Here is a 15,168-nt window from a genome sequence, read left to right on the forward strand (position 1 = left end):
AACTTACTCCAACAATCTTAATTCTTGGAGGAATTTCAATATGTCTCGTTATACTGGTCCTCGCTGGAAGCAGTCTCGCCGTCTCGGCCTGTCTCTCTCCGGCACTGGTAAGGAACTCGCTCGCCGTCCGTACGCCCCTGGCGATCACGGCAACAACCAACGTCGTAAGATTTCTGAATACGGTCAGCAACTGACCGAAAAGCAGAAGCTGCGTTGGATGTACGGCCTGAACGAGCGCCAATTCCAGAACCTGTTCATTCGCGCCGGCAAGATCAAGGAAGGCACCCACGGTGATAACTTCATGGTCCTGCTCGAAACCCGTCTGGACAACCTGGTATTCCGTCTGGGCCTTGCGACCACGCGTCCGCAGGCTCGTCAGCTCGTCAACCACGGTCACATCACCGTGGACGGCAAGCGCGTTGACATTCCTTCTTACGAAGTCCGTCCTGGCCAAGTGATCGCTCTGCGCGAACGCTCCCAGAACCTGGCAATCGTCAACGAAGCGCTCGAAAGCACGGTTTCCCGCCCTGCTTACGTGTCCTTCGACGACAACAAGAAGGAAGGTTCTCTGGTTCGTCTGCCTCAGCGCGAAGAACTGGAACCAGATGTTGACGAAGCGCTGGTCGTTGAATACTACAACCAGAAGCTGTAATATTCAAGACCACCAACGTTGTCAACTCAACGTTTATCGGGCCTCTGCTGTTGCAGATTGTTGCAGAAGCTACAGTTTCGACAGCAGGTCCATTGCACGCCCATTCTGGGCGTGCTTTTTTTCTGGCATCAGCGAGATGTAGTAGTCCTGGGTAATGCTCAAGCTGGCATGGCCCAGGTGCCTCGAAACGTAGGCTAAGTCGATACCTTGGCTGAACAGGAATGAGGCAAACGTGTCTCGTAAGCCGTGAAAAGTTGTGTGCCCGACCTTCGCTGCTTGCAACAGCGGCTCTAACCGCAGGGCGACACGATACCCATAGGTTTCAAAAATGTAGCCGTCTGACTTTGGCTCAACTTGTTTGAGCAGTTCGAACACTTCCCGAGGCAGCGACAACGTGCGGTAGGCGTTCTTGGTTTTCAGCGTTTTGTCGCGCTTGACCCACGGGCTGCGTTGTTCGCGAACATGAATCCCGCAATCCGTTGGTTCCTCGAATAGGGAATCTGGGCGCAGGCCGAGGCACTCACCACGGCGTAAGCCTGTCAGTAGGGCCACTAGCACCAACACGCAAAACTCGTCTTCCTCGGCATGGTCCAGGCAATACTGCTTCAGCGTTCGCATGTCGGTGATTGACAAGGCTACGTTTCGTTTTTCGGACACCTTGCCATGTGCTCTGACCAAGCTTGAGATGTCGTTGAGCAACAGGCCGTGCGCATACGCATATTTAAGCATCGCGCGAAGCGGGCGCACCATGTCACTGACCGTCTTTTGGGCATGAGTTTGCCCGTACTCATCCAGCATCTTTTGCAAGTAGGTGTCGGTCACATCGCAGAGGCGGACATCGTCGAACAGTTTACGAAAGGTCTGGCCGATTCTTCGATAGGACAGGTAGGACGTTTCCTTCAGTTCTCCTTTCTTGGCGAATTCGAGCCAGTAGTCATAGTAGTCCATCATCGGCGTTTGGCGGTCCACGAGATCCACACCGCCGGCCTTCTTTATCTCCAGCGTGTGCGCCCAAATTTGAGCGTCCTGCTTGTTGGAGAAAGACTTCGATAGCCGATAAGTCTTTCCATTCTTGGTGAAGGCGACCTGCGTCAAAATACTTTTACCGCGTTTCATGAATGAAGCCATACTTGTTTTCCTCCTAAAAAAACTAAGCTGACCCCGTAAATACATGGGTTCAGCTTAGCATCCAATCTGCTTAATCGACAACCACAACTTAGTCGGCGAGGTGCAGGCGGACAAAGCTCGTCAGTTCTTCAACGGTGAAGCGTGCCTGTTTACCGATCATAAAGCAGCGAAAATCACGATGACGGCGAAAGACTTTGTCGAAGGTCACCGGATCAATGCCAAGAAAATCTGCGGCTTGTTGCCGATTCAGCAGATAGGGGAGTTGCCTAGTATTCAGTTGTTCCATTTTAATCTCACTCCTTATCTCCAACGGGGTTGTGTGAGATAATCAAGCCAGATAGGACGCATATCTTATCTGTGAAGGGTGGCTACATGCTTTGGTCGGCGTGGTCATCCTTTTTTGATTGCTCACATTCAGGTTCTGATTCAAATAGGCCATTCTGCAGCTGGTCGGATTCAGTGGTGTACTGTGCAATCATCTTCTCGTGTTTTTCTGTTAGTGGCGCGTTGCGAATGGCGTTCATGGTCTGCTGATTGCCCCAGTAACCATCAATTTCATGCAGAACGCGTTGCATCGGTGCGACTTGCTTGTCAATCCAGGCACGAGTTCGATTCAGATCTAAGGGCTGAGGGGCCATGGTTAGGCGAAGCGGTTCGCGTCCTTGGCCGACGAACCTTTCCCAAGTCTTGTTGACCGGCCACTTCAACCGATCGGTGGGCCTAGCATCGACAAAACGCAGGTAGCGCTTGATGATGCCAAAGATTGTCCGCTCCTCATCCCGGTAGTTCAGCAGATCCTCCGCCGCTTTGGTCGCGCGGTCATTACTCAGACGGATTTCAAAGCGATTGTAGACGCCACTTGCAGAATGGGACTTCCCAGGATGCTTGCGCTGCTCGACGTCTTTTTCGTATAAGCAAAAATACAAATCACTTTTCTTTGAGCCGATATACAAGGTCGTTCCGGTTTCGTCATCGTCATCCTCGCCGTCCTCACGGTAGATCCGGCCAGACGTGATGCCCTCAAACTGGCGCATCACCGTGATACATTCATTATTGCGGATTTTTTGGATGAGCGCAGGGATGTCCAACATATCGACCATGTCGTTGACCGCCAAGTCGAATCGCTTCATGACGCCATGTGCTTCCATGCAGGTGGCAAGGAAGTCGTACCAAGTTTCTCCGCGGCCTAATAGCAAACTTTCAAACTGACGGCAGCCCTGGCCGCGCAGCTCCAACAATGTGCCCAGCTTGGGTTGCTGTGGGGATGAGGTATAAAGTTTAATCTCACCCAGAGATAGGGTGGTCTCATAGCCAAAGGGTGCTCGAGGGTCGGTCAGCAGGTGGTCGGTACTGAGGTGAAGCACGTCAAGCAGAATCGAGCTCACCGCCTGGGTAAGAAAACGAATCCGGACATAATCAATCAACACGTGCAACTCGGGCTTGTCTGTCCAATTGTTCAACACCTTGTCTATATGCATCTGCAGGCCTCCGCTGCAAGACGCACCGTTCTCGATGCGACTTAAATGACGTTCTGTAATTCCAAGCCTTTTACAAAGTTGTAATTGCGTTAATTTCAGGGTCAGGCGTCGCTTGCGCACTGAGTCACTCCAATGTTTCAATTGTCCTCCTGTCTGACCAGACCACGCGGAATCGTGTCTGGTCAAGGTTATTTGCATCAGTCAAAGGTTGAACCCGGTAATCAGGCCGATTGTCTTCAGTTACGACCCCCCTGTTAGTAAACGGGGGTCTTGGCGGCCGGCTACGCCGTCCGCCGCCATCGGCGCTCGCTTGCTTTCGCTTCGCACGCAGCGGCGCCGAGGCGAGCAGTCGGGCAACACTGATTGCGCTGCGTCGGGCTCGAAACCACGCGAGAAGGCAATCTCCTCCCTTCATAATTTGGTGATACCTTTCATTGCTAAATAAGCGTAACAAGCTTGCCCCAATCTGTGAACACACGGTGAAACTCACCCAGAGATAGAGAGCTACCGCTTAAAAGTTGTGTCCCAGAAACTTGCCTCGTAAAATGAAATCGAGGTGATCACAATGATTGAAAACTTTGGTTCCAACGTAAAAAAATTTCGCCTAGCTCGCGGTATGACACAAAAGCAGCTGGCCGAAAAGGTGCATATCATTCCTAAAAGCATTTCTGAAATTGAACGAGGGGTCAGCTATACTTCGTTTGAAACCCTCGATCTATTAGCCGAAGCCCTTGATGTCACAGCCGCCGACTTATTTGGTTCGCCGGCAGAACAACATATTCATAGCGCTGGCGCGATACTGGATCGAATCGACGACTACCTGCCGAATTTGGAAAGGGTGGATCGACTCACACGACGAATGGAAGATTTCAGTCCTCGCCAACTGGATCATCTAGCCGAAGAGCTTGAAATGATCTTCAAATACTTCGAACCTGATGTTCACTACGACGAAGATGGCGAACCAGATCCTGAATTAGATGAAAACGGTCGAATTGTAACGCGTCCCTCACGCTACCGGCGACTGCCAGTCAAAAAAATTGACGAGCTTTACAACAAAATACTAGTGATAAAAGAGTATGAGAAGCATGAGCACAGCTAACCAAATCTGAAAACTATTCACACAATGATGCCCACGTCGTTCAAGATTTCACGCAACCTTTGAGCAAAAGAAAAGACGACGTCTATTTGAGACATCGCCCTTACTCAGGTCACTGAATTATTTGTCCTGTACGTATCACTATGATGATATACCTCTTAATTGGCTAAAATACTGTATCACTCACCGATGATTGCCGACATTTTATCCATGAGTTTCAGCATCTGTCGAAGTTCAGTTTCACCCATTTCATCAACAAAACTATTGAAAGCCTGATCAAATTCCGCATTTGTCAATTTGAGTTGCGCGACGCCTTCGCCAGTCAAAGCGAGGCTCAGATTCCTGCGATTCTCCGGATCGGTGGCGCGCGTAATAAGCCCTTTCTTCGCCAATGCAGTGGTACACTGGGAAACTGCTGCTTTCGTGATGTGTAAATTTGTCGCGATTTCCACTGAACTTTGGCCGGCTTGAATACCTTGCAAGATCAATAGATCTGTCAAACTCAACACGTGTTGCTTGCCACGGCCAAATTCAGTGTTGATCAGGTTCTTGAACTGAAAAATAGTTTTCAAATAGGTCATTTTGATATCGTCTGTCATAGGCCGCTCCTATCTTAGAATCGCCTCGTCCGGTTGAACGTCAGCCAATACGAGGCTTTGCTGCCAAAGCTTCGCTTGCGCCTCGCGGTCATAAGAGGCTGGCGATGACTTAGTATCTTTGCCGCGATCAACATATTTTCCGGTAACGCCTGCGTATTGACTTCCAGTCACCATCTTGGCCAGTGCTTGCCCAGAAGTTTCTGCACTCCCGTGGCGGCCAATCAAATATGAAAAAGCATTCATCGTGAATTTCATCATTCGGTTTGAGCCAGAATCACCATTCAAGTTAGTCCCAGTCATCAGTCCTGGATTAAAGGCATTGACCGTAATCTGTTTATCCGTTTGTTCAGCTACTTTGTCCGCAAAGATGTAGGCCGCCATCAGGTCCAACAATTTAGATGTCGGGTAGCGCAGTAAGGCATTGCTGTTGGCAGTCGGATGAGCCAATGGTTCAATGTCTTCGAAATGTGGGGCTGGGAAAGGAAACAGCTTCGGCGGATTGTGGGTGTCACTAGAAACAAAAACAATTCGTCCATTCTCAACCACTGAGCTCAGCAACAGGTTAACTAACAGAAAGTGTCCCAGATAATTGACCCCAAAGGTGGTTTCAAAGCCTTCTTTAGTATAACTCAACGTCGTTGGATTCAAGCCAGCATTGCAAACCAATGCATACAAAGGTGGAAAGTCGGCTTGCTTGAAGTCACTAGCAAAATCTCGCACTGATTGTAACGACCCTAAATCTAATGGCTGCGTGAAAATGTTGTGGTTCCCAGTTTCGTTCACCATCCGCTTACGCGCTGTTTCTGCTTTTTGTTGGTTACGGCTGGCGATAATGATGGTGTCATTTTGATTGGTGTCGGCAATGTTCTTGGCGGCTTCATAACCTAAGCCTGAATTACCACCAGTCACGATAATCGTATGTTCGCTTATATTAGTCCTCCATAGTTAAGTTTTTTACAGTTTAGAACTTAACCGTTTGCGTGTCAAGATTTTTTACACAAAACAATCCCGCCAAATTTTCGCAGGAGGGGATCTTCGCTTGAATGCGTTCTGGATAATACTTTTCTGGCTCCAGCTTATTGACTTCTTTGGCGGCCATAGAACTGTGAGCATGTGCGTATTCAAAGCCCAAGTAACTCCCCGGAACTGCCCGGGTGCTGTTCGACGAAATGTATGGGTAAAAAAGTGGATAGAATCTGATTCTATTTGCCAAGCATTGCTTAGAACCAGCCGCTACGAATGCATGGCCGATTCCTCCCACAAGTTTCCTACAAAGTTGCAGAGCACTCAAAAAGCCCGAGTTAACGGGCTTTATTGCTAATTTACATTCAGATTTGTCCGAGATTCCATACCCACCATGAGTCGCATTGCCACTCAGCCTAGGTTCAACCAGTCAACAATCATGGAAAAACTCGCACACCGGTCAAGTGTACGAGTTACTGCTAGTATTTACGGGTCAGCTCAATGTTGCACACTGTTGCAGAAGTTCTCAATCCATGCCGAATTTCGCAGCATTGCATCAAGATGTTTTGCTTGAATACATTGATACGTCTGGATTTACGTTGAGTCGAATTGACTGTATTTGCCTTGTTACCACCAGAAGCTGTAATCGTCATCCCGCCTCACCAGAGGCGACAAAAGCACCGGCCAATTGGTCGGTGCTTTTTTTGTTCCGCGACGCGACGGATGGGCGTCGGCTGACTCGGTGTTGTCGCGAGCGGATGGTGCAATCCGGCTGCGGAGAGGGGGCCGACCGCCGCCGCGGTCAGGTTCTCGGGCGGTAGCTGCGCCGCAGGAACGCCGCCATGTCCTCCGGCTGGCGACCGGTGATGGTGTGAAAGTCGGGCGTGACGCGGTCGAGCAGTCCCAGCGCCCCGCCGGCGTACATGCTGGCGAGCTCCGCACCGTCGCCGTCAGAGGCGTAGATGCGCCCGAACGCTGCCGTGGTGACCGGTGCGTAGCCGATCGGGTGGCCGGTGACCGCGGTCATCACTCGGCCCAGCGCCGGCATGGTCAGGGCCCGCGCCTGGGTCAGGGTGTAGATCTGGCCGCGGTCACGCAGCGCCGGGTGGGTCGCGAGGGTTGCAATTGCAGCCGCGCTGTCGTCAAGTGTGATGAAGGTCATGGCCCGGTCGCCAACCGGGTAGATCAGGGCTTGGCGTTTGATCAGCTCCGGCAGGTACGGCACCAGCGGGTCGGCGTACAGCGCGTTTTTGGCGACGGCATAGCGCAGGCCGCTGGTTGCAAGCCTGCGCGGTGCGTAGGCATAGTAGGGCGACATGACGAAGGGGTTGTTCTCCTGATCGGCGAAAAAGCTGACGAACACAACCGCGGGCACCGCGGCGCGCTGAAGCGCCAGAATCGTGTTCTCGAATTCCGTGATGCGCTGCATCAGGTCGTAGGTCTTGCTGGGGATGAGAATCACGACGTCCTGGCCGGTGAAGGCTTGGGTCATGCTGGCGACGTCCAGGTAGTCACAGGGAACGACCCGGACGCCGCTGGCGGCGAGCGCTGCCGCCTTGGCCGGGGTGTGGACGGCGGCCGTAACGGCGCTGCCGCCGTCCTGTGCCGCAAGGTTGGCCACCACCTTTTGGCCGAGGTGGCCGGTGGCGCCGGTAACAAGATAGGTCATGGCTAATCCTCCTTGATCAGGTGATGGGATTGCAGGTACTGGCGATGGCTAATCCTCCTTGATCAGGTGATGGGATTGCAGGTACTGGCGGGCGACCACTGCGGCCTTTTCGTGGCGCACGGTGACGCGGTAGTTCATCTGCTGCATCGCCTTGGTTGAAATTTGACCGGCCAGGCGGTTGAGGCGCTGGACGACCTGCGGGTGCGCCTTGGCAAAACTGGTCAGCATCAAAGGTGCCCCCTGGTAGGGTGGGAAGAAGGACTTGGAATCCGTCAGCAGCACTAGGTGGTACTGACGAATCTGCGGGTCGGTTGTGTAGGCGTCGGTGACGTCCAGGTCACCTTGGGCCAGCGCCTGGTAGCGCAGCGACGGCTCCATCGTCTTGACGTTGGTGAAGGCCAACCCGTAAGCAGTTTTGAGCCCGGGGTAACCGTCGGATTGCTGGTAGAAGTCGGGGTCAAAGCCTACGCGGAATTCCGGGTGCTTGGCCAGGTCGCCGATGGTCTTGAGGTGGTACTTGGCGGCGGTGCCGGCGGTGACGGTGATGCCGTAGCCGTTCTGGTACGCCATCGGGTCAAGCAGCGTCATGTGGAACTGCTGGGCTAACGCGGTTCTCGCGTCGCGGTACGCGGTGTTCGGGTCGTGGCTGACGGCCTTGTCGGTCTTGACCAGCGATTGCAGCACCGTGCCGGTGAACTCGGGGTAAAGGTCGATCTGCTTGGCCTGCAGCGCCTTGAACAAAAAGCTGGTGCCGCCGAAGTTGCGCTTGAGGGTGACCTCCACCTTCGCGTCGCCGTCCTCGATCAGGTCCTTGTACATGTTGATGAGCAGCTCGGGCTCGCCACCCATTTTGCCCGCGATGGTGATGGTCTCGGTCTTCGGCGCGGTCAGGGTGCGCACGCCGTATGCCGTGCCGCCGACCATCACCAGCACCCCCAGGCCTGCCAGCAGGCGCTTCGGGGTCGCCCGGGACAGCAGCTTGATGAGCCAGCTGGCCACGAGGGCTAAGGCGGCGGCCAGCACCGCGCCAATCAAAAGCGCGGCGTTGTTGTTGCTCTGGATGCCCAGCAGGATGTAGGTCCCGAGGCCGCCACCGCCGATCAGGGCGGCCAGCGTCGCGGTGCCGATGATCATGACCACGCCGATGCGGATGCCGGACAGAATCATCGGCATCGCCAGTGGCATCTGCACCCGCAGCAGCTTGTAGCGCCGGGACACGCCCATCGCGTCGGCGGCCTCGATCAGCAGCGGGTCGATGTTGGTCAGACCCGCGTAGGTGTTTTGGAACACCGGCATCACGGCGTACAGCACCAGCGCGATGACGGCGGGCACGGTGCCGATGCCGACGAAGGGGATGAGCAGGCCGAGAATGGCGAGGCTGGGGATGGTCTGGATGATGCTGGCAAGCTGCAGCACGGTTTCACCGGCGCGGCGGTGGTTCATCAAGGCCACGGCGAGCGGAATCGCGATGACGATGGTGATGAGCGTGGCGATCAGCGCCACTTCAATGTGCTGGCCCAGCGCAACGAGGATTTCGTGGCCGTTCGCCTGGGCGTAGTGCAACGTTTCGTTAAGCATGCGGCACCTCCTTTTGGTCCAGGCTGGCCAGGTAGCCGATCAGGTCTGTGGCGTCCAGCTGCGTCTGGCCAACCTGCACCGCAAGCCGCGGCTCGGCTGCGAGGGCATTGGCCCAGGCATAGATGGAGGTCGTTGCGGGGAGGGGCTTGCCAGCGGCGGTGGTGGGACGGCCGAAGCCCGCGGCCAGCACCTGGGCCAGCGTGCGCTGGCCGGCGATAACGTCCTTGAAAAAATCGGCGACAAATGCGTTGGCCGGCTCGGCAATCACGGCCTGTGGTTGCCCGACCTGCTGCAGCACGCCGTCGTGCAGCACCGCCATGCGGTCGGCAAGGTGCAGGGCCTCCTGCATGTCGTGCGTGACAAAGAGGATGGTCGTGTCGAGCTCCCGGTGCAGTTTCAGGATCAGGGCCTGGAGCTGGCGGCGGGACACCGGGTCGAGCGCGGAGAACGGCTCGTCCATCAGCATCAGCTTCGGATCGGCGGCCAGGGCCCGAACAATCCCGACGCGCTGGGCCTCACCGCCGGAGAGCTCGGCGGGCCGGCGCTCGGCGTACAGCGTCGGTTCGAGGTCGACCAGCCGCAAAAGCGCCTCGATGCGCGGGCGGATGCGCGCCTTGGGCCACCCCAGCGCCTCCAGCTGCACCGAAGCGTTTTGCATCACCGTCATGTTTGGGAACAGGGCGCTGGACTGCAGCACGTAGCCGATGTGCCGGCGCAGTGTCTGCAGGTCGCCAGTTGCGACGTCCACGCCGTCGATCAGCACCTGACCGCTGGTTGGCACCACCAGCCGGTTGACCGTCTTGAGCAGGGTGGTTTTGCCCGAACCGCTGGGGCCCACCAGCACGAACAGCTCACCGGATGCGACGCACAGGTCGATGGCCTGCAGTGCCGCCGAATCGGCGTAGTCTTTGGTAATTGCTTTGAATTCGATCACGTATTCTGCCTCTTGTCGTTTTAGTTGGAACCTGTACTTTTAATAGTAACATCAATCTCGCGAGGCACAAGGGTTTTCTGAAAAAATTATCCGGGACGTCAAAAAACGCCCGGCTGTGGCCGGACGTTGTGCTTGTGCTAGACGGAGTGGCGGTTGGTAGGGTTAGTGCCGGTTCTCGTCTCGGCGCCGTTTCACGCCTGCGAGTGCGAGTAGGCCCATCGCCGCGCTCAGGGTCAGGCCGACGAGGCTGAGGAGTGGATTAGTTGCGTCACCGGTTTGCGGCAGCGTTGTGTTGTCGTTCTGCGCGGTGAGCCCTGCCCGTTGGCCGCCTGGCAACGGCATCGGGGCCGGTGCATGATTGTTGTCGTTCATCGGCTCTGGGGTCGGATTCTTGGCCTTCGGTTCCGGTTCAGGTTCCGGTTCAGGCTCCGGTGTCGGTGGCACCGAATCCTGCGGGTTGCGCAGGTAACGCACGACGACTTGGCCGTCTAGGTCAGTCACCGTGACGGTTGCGGCCGGGACTTGGGGCTGCCGGGCGGTGTAGCCCTTGATGGCCGGCGCATTGTAGGCCGCGAACTCGGCACTTGTCGGCTGCCACTCGCTGTACGTCACCGTGACGCCGCCATCCGCGGCGAAGGTGACGGTCGCAGTGCGGCTGAAGGTGACACGCTGAACGACTGGTGTCGCCAGCGCCTGGCCGCCGCGGGCGAGGAAGCGAATGGTGCGGGTTACCGTCCGGTTCAGATCTTGTCGGTCAACCCCGGTCGGGTACTCGCGGTTGTCGTCGGTGCTGCCCGGACTGACCTTGTCGCCTGGCATTTTCGGCTGATCCGGCGTGACGGTGAAGGTGGTCGGGTGGTACGTCACAACCACCGTGGCGCCGGCGGTAGTACCGACGATGGTTTGGGCGGCCACAACCGTGGTGAAGGTGACCAGGCCTTTGACGCTCGGGCTTTCGACCGCCTCCCAAGTTGGGTCCTCGCTGACCCAGTCGCCGTACGTGACCCCGGCATTCAGGTTAACTTCAGCGGTGCGGGTGAAGGCCACTGGCTGGATCACCGGGTCGGCGACGGTCTTACCGGCTAAGTCCACGTAGGTGATGGTGCGGGTGACGGTCTTGTGCAGGTCTTCATAGGTGACGCCGGCCGGGAATTCTCGGTTGTCCTCCGGGTTCTCGGGATCGACCAAATCACCCGGGTTCTTGGGATCGTCTGGGGTCACCGGGATGATGGCCGGGTAGTAGAGGACCACGACCGTCTCGTCCGCTCTATCGCCCGTGGTCGTCACGGCGGGCACCGCCATCAGGGTTGGCACCAGATCAGGGTAGGTCGGACTACCGGCCTCTGTCCAGACGGGCTGACTGGTCGTCCAACTGCCATAGGTCACGGCGCCGGTCAGCAGATTGACGGAGGCCGTGCGCGTGTAGTGAACGGTCTGAACCTCATCGAATGGAAGGTCGGCGCGGGTGTCAGCGCGCCGGTACTCGATGGTGCGCGCGACATCCTTTTTCAGGTCGGTTTCCTTGACGCCGTCTGGGAACACTCGGTTGTCCTCCGGGTCATCGGGGTTGACCGCGTCTCCCGGGTTCTTCGGCTGGCTCGGGGTGACCGTAATCTCGCTTGGGTAGTAGCGGACGGTCACGGTGGCACTAGTTGTGTCCTGATCGGTGGTGATTGCTTCAACCGTCGTCGGGTTCGCCATCAGCCCGGCCACGTCGGGACTGGTGAGTGCCGGCCACTCGGCGTCTTTGCTTTTCCAGGCGCCGTAGCTGACGGTCGTGCCGCCTGCGCCGAAAATGACGAGGGCATCGCGGGAGTAGGTCACCTCCTGAACCTCGGCATCGGCCACCGTGTCGCCGGTTTCCCCGTTGACGAAGGTGATGGTGCGCGTGATGGTCCGCGACAGGTCGCTGGCCGTCACACCCGCCGGGAAAGTCCGCGGGTCGGTTGGTTCATCCGTCACCTTGTCCCCAGGATTTTTCGGCGCATCGGCGGTGACGGTTTCGCGGTCGGGGTAGTACGTGATGGTGACGGTCGTGTCCGCAGTATCGGCATCGGTGGTCACGGCCTCAACAGTGCCGGTGCCTGCGACCCAGCCCGGAATCTCGGGGTTGGGGAGGGCCGGCCACAGGGCATCGGTGGTCGTAAACTCGGTGTAGGTGGTGGTGCTGGAGCCATCGGCGTTGAAGTGCACGGTCGCGTCGCGGGTGTAGATCACCGGCTGCGTCGCCGTCTCCAGAACAGTGCCGTCTGGGGTGACGTACGTCACGGTGCGGGTGATGGTTCGGTTCAGATCCGCCTTGCCCACGTCGTTGGGATACTCGCGTGGGTCATCCGGGTTGTCGGTGACCGGGGTGCCTCCGTCCTTGGGGTCGGTGGCCGGGACGGTCACGGTGTCCGGATAGTAAATCACCGTGACTTGGCTGTCGCCTTCACCGGGATTGACTGGCAGCGCCTCGGTCACCGCCTGGGCCGGAATCAGGCCGGAGACGATCGGGCTGTCGACCGCCTCGAATGTCGTGTCAACCGGCGTCCAGGCGCTGTACGCGACGACTGCCGTGCCGCTGCTCCAGTCGACGGTGCCGGTGCGGGTGAAGCTCACTTCCTGGTGCTCGGTTGGCGCAACCAAATCGCCGTCCTGGTTCACGTAGATGATGTTGCGCGTGATGGTTTGCTTCAGGTCGGTGAGGGTCAGACCGGCCGGGTACTCGCGGGGGTCTTCGTCGTCGAGGCCCACCTTGTCGCCCTCGTTCTTTGGGTTCTCACTCGTCACCACCTCGGTGCTTGGGTAGTAGCGAATGTAGGCCGTCACATCAGGGCTGGTCGAGTAGACGGTTTCCGCTTGCAGTTGCGCAGGCGTTGCAATCATGCCGGGTTTCGCCGGGGCGACGACCCCACCCCACTGAATGTCGTTCGCCCACCAGGTGATGTTGCCGATAGTGGGCGGCGTCTGACCGAAATCGATGGTCCCACGACGCACAAAGGTGATGGGCTGGACGATGTCCTCATTGAAGCTTTCCCCCGTGACGGCGTTGATCAAGACAATGGTGCGGGTCTTGGTCAGGTAGCTGTCGGCCGGCGTCATGCCTTCGGGGTACTTGCGGGGGTCATCCGGGTTGGTCGACACTGGGCTGCCTGCAACTTTTGGCCCCTCGAAGTCCACGAGCTGCGGGAAGTAGGTGACCGTCACCTCCTCGTCCCCGGTGTCACCGGTGGTGGTGACGGCCTCGACGGTTGTCGTGCCGGGGATGAGGTTAGGCATGGACGGGGACGTGACGGCTTCCCAGACCGGATCTGCTGCGCGCCAAGGCGTGTAGGTTATGGTGCCGGGGTCCGTGCCGAAATTGACGATGCCGTCCCTGAAGTAGGTGATCGGCTGCGTGATGTCGGGTGCAACGGTGTCGCCGTCTTCGTTGACGAAGTGAATCGTTCGGGTGACCGTTTTGGTCAGCTCGCTTGCCGTGACGCCGGCGGGGTAGTTCGGTGAGGTGAGGTGAAAGCCGGATACCGGCGTGCCCGGGTCCTTGGGGGTGACCGCCGTGGCCACGTCGTCGGCGGTGGCGTTCGGGGAGACGGTGATCGTCGCGGGGAAATAGTAGACCGCTTCGATCATGGTCACGTTGGGCGCGCTGACCCGCTCTGGCGTGGCGCGCCACTGGGCGACCATGCCGTCGATCACCGGGTAATCCTCGTGGCGAAGCGGCGGCCAGTAGTAGTTGGGCTCTGAATTGTACGAATAGTTCACGGTATCGCCGGACAGCGTGGCGGTGCCGGTGATCAGGACGTAATCGTTGAACTCGAACTGGTCCAGGAGATTGCCATTATTATCATCGTTAGGTTTCATGCCGTCGCGCTGGTAAAAGCGGTGAGTGACGGGCTTATAGTACGGCGCAAGCGTGACCCCGACCGCACCGCCCGACGGTCCATCCTCCCGAACGGCCAACGAATTTGTCAGATCAAGGCCAAGCGACTCGAGATTGAACGCCCAGTTGCCATCGGCGCCGACGGTGGCCGTTGCCACGTAGCCACCGTTCCATAGGCGGACGGTGTTGCCCGGGGTTGCGGTGCCGGTCAGGACCTTGGCGTCCCAGGCAGGGGCGTCGGTGAAGGCCAGGGCGTAGGGGGTAACCTCCCCGGGGGTGGCAGGGTCTTCCGCCTGGGTGATGGGTCCATCGTCCATCGCCACGGCCTGGGGGCTCGGTGCGCCCTGGGACGGTGTGTCCGACGGTGAGCTCGACGCGCCCGCCGCTGTCGTCACCGCCTTGCTGCTGGGGGCGCGGTCCGGGCCGCTTTCGTCTTGTCCGGAATCTGCAGTGCTCGTGGGCGCAGTGGTCAGTGGGGATGGGTTCTCTTTGGTGGCCACCCTTGAGGCGTCGTCGTCATTTGCCGCGTCGCCGCTCGAAAAGTTGCGATCTTCGGGTTCTGATGTGCTGGTTGAGGCGGCCCCTGTCGATGGCGCGGTGGCGGCTTCCGTGTCGCTTGCGGCGACGGTCTCACTGCTGGCAGCGGTTGTGGCGGGGCCCGACTCCGAGGCCGTGGCGGCGTCTCCGCTCGGCGTGGGCTCGGCAACGTTGGGTGCCACGGGCGCCGCATCGTTGGCGGTGGCCGTTGCCTGCGGACTCACCGTCGTAACCGAGCTTAGCAGCGGCACCGTCTTGGCCAGCGTCAGGTCGGCCGTTGTGCGCTTCAAAACGGCGTCTTCAGCAGGTGTCGCCTCGGCCGCCGACACTTGATGCGGCTCCGCTAGCCAGATCCCGATCGCGGTGCCGGCAATCAGCCAAAACTTGCCGGACTTGTACAGCTTGAAGCGCGATTTGCGCTCCGTGGTGGCGTTCTTGAGGTGCGTCGATGAATGCAATGACATAGTATTCCTCCTTAGCAAACTCAACCATACCAATTACCAACGGCGGCCGTCGAAGCCGGCGACTGCGCCGATTATTTGCAAATGGTAGCACCGGTAAAATTACCTGTCAAAGAATGTGACCGCGGAAACAGCACACACCAAACGAAAGACGCCGTCGCAGCTCATTACCAGAAAACTGAATTGGTTTTAAGCGTATACCAATTGAACA

At 57.7% G+C, this 15,168-nt stretch carries 11 protein-coding genes; 2 read left to right on the forward strand and 9 right to left on the reverse strand.

Going from position 1 to position 15,168, the window contains the following annotated elements:
• Nucleotides 1–40 precede the first annotated feature (40 nt).
• On the forward strand, nucleotides 41–652 hold the full coding sequence (gene rpsD / locus LE416_RS03560; RefSeq protein WP_225047111.1) for a 30S ribosomal protein S4: 612 nt from the start codon (nucleotides 41–43) through the stop codon (nucleotides 650–652).
• A gap of 69 nt (nucleotides 653–721) precedes the next feature.
• Here rpsD and LE416_RS03565 read toward each other — a convergent pair whose 3' ends face one another.
• The 3 genes from LE416_RS03565 to LE416_RS03575 all read right to left on the reverse strand — a co-directional run bounded on the left by LE416_RS03565 (nucleotide 722) and on the right by LE416_RS03575 (nucleotide 3,378).
• Entirely contained in the window at nucleotides 722–1,780 is a 1,059-nt protein-coding gene (locus LE416_RS03565; RefSeq protein WP_225047112.1) for a tyrosine-type recombinase/integrase, read from the reverse strand.
• A gap of 88 nt (nucleotides 1,781–1,868) precedes the next feature.
• A complete protein-coding gene (locus LE416_RS03570) occupies nucleotides 1,869–2,066 on the reverse strand; it encodes a DNA-binding protein (protein WP_225047113.1) in 198 nt (65 codons plus the stop codon).
• Nucleotides 2,067–2,148: 82 nt separating this feature from the next.
• Nucleotides 2,149–3,378: a replication initiation factor domain-containing protein gene (locus tag LE416_RS03575; RefSeq protein ID WP_225047114.1), complete on the reverse strand. Its 1,230-nt coding sequence runs from the start codon at nucleotides 3,376–3,378 to the stop codon at nucleotides 2,149–2,151.
• A gap of 445 nt (nucleotides 3,379–3,823) precedes the next feature.
• Between LE416_RS03575 and LE416_RS03580 the strand changes: the two genes are divergently transcribed.
• Nucleotides 3,824–4,357, forward strand: a complete 534-nt coding sequence (locus LE416_RS03580) for a helix-turn-helix domain-containing protein (protein ID WP_225047115.1) — start codon at nucleotides 3,824–3,826, stop codon at nucleotides 4,355–4,357.
• Nucleotides 4,358–4,533: 176 nt separating this feature from the next.
• Here LE416_RS03580 and LE416_RS03585 read toward each other — a convergent pair whose 3' ends face one another.
• The 6 genes from LE416_RS03585 to LE416_RS03610 all read right to left on the reverse strand — a co-directional run bounded on the left by LE416_RS03585 (nucleotide 4,534) and on the right by LE416_RS03610 (nucleotide 14,960).
• On the reverse strand, nucleotides 4,534–4,953 hold the full coding sequence (locus tag LE416_RS03585; protein ID WP_225047116.1) for a MarR family winged helix-turn-helix transcriptional regulator: 420 nt from the start codon (nucleotides 4,951–4,953) through the stop codon (nucleotides 4,534–4,536).
• 9 nt (nucleotides 4,954–4,962) lie between these two features.
• On the reverse strand, nucleotides 4,963–5,862 hold the full coding sequence (locus LE416_RS03590) for an SDR family NAD(P)-dependent oxidoreductase (protein WP_225047117.1): 900 nt from the start codon (nucleotides 5,860–5,862) through the stop codon (nucleotides 4,963–4,965).
• Between the two features lie 856 nt (nucleotides 5,863–6,718).
• Nucleotides 6,719–7,585 carry an NAD(P)H-binding protein gene (locus tag LE416_RS03595; RefSeq protein ID WP_225047118.1) on the reverse strand — a complete coding sequence of 289 codons (867 nt, stop codon included), beginning with the start codon at nucleotides 7,583–7,585 and terminating at the stop codon, nucleotides 6,719–6,721.
• Between the two features lie 48 nt (nucleotides 7,586–7,633).
• Nucleotides 7,634–9,163: an ABC transporter permease/substrate-binding protein gene (locus LE416_RS03600; RefSeq protein WP_225047119.1), complete on the reverse strand. Its 1,530-nt coding sequence runs from the start codon at nucleotides 9,161–9,163 to the stop codon at nucleotides 7,634–7,636.
• A complete protein-coding gene (locus LE416_RS03605; RefSeq protein WP_225047120.1) occupies nucleotides 9,156–10,097 on the reverse strand; it encodes an ABC transporter ATP-binding protein in 942 nt (313 codons plus the stop codon). The genes LE416_RS03600 and LE416_RS03605 overlap by 8 nt, the downstream gene beginning before the upstream one ends.
• Before the next feature lie 162 nt (nucleotides 10,098–10,259).
• Nucleotides 10,260–14,960 carry a mucin-binding protein gene (locus LE416_RS03610; protein WP_225047121.1) on the reverse strand — a complete coding sequence of 1,567 codons (4,701 nt, stop codon included), beginning with the start codon at nucleotides 14,958–14,960 and terminating at the stop codon, nucleotides 10,260–10,262.
• Nucleotides 14,961–15,168: the final 208 nt, after the last annotated feature.

Source organism: Lacticaseibacillus kribbianus, from assembly GCF_020180945.1.
In the GTDB taxonomy this organism is placed as follows: domain Bacteria; phylum Bacillota; class Bacilli; order Lactobacillales; family Lactobacillaceae; genus Lacticaseibacillus; species Lacticaseibacillus kribbianus.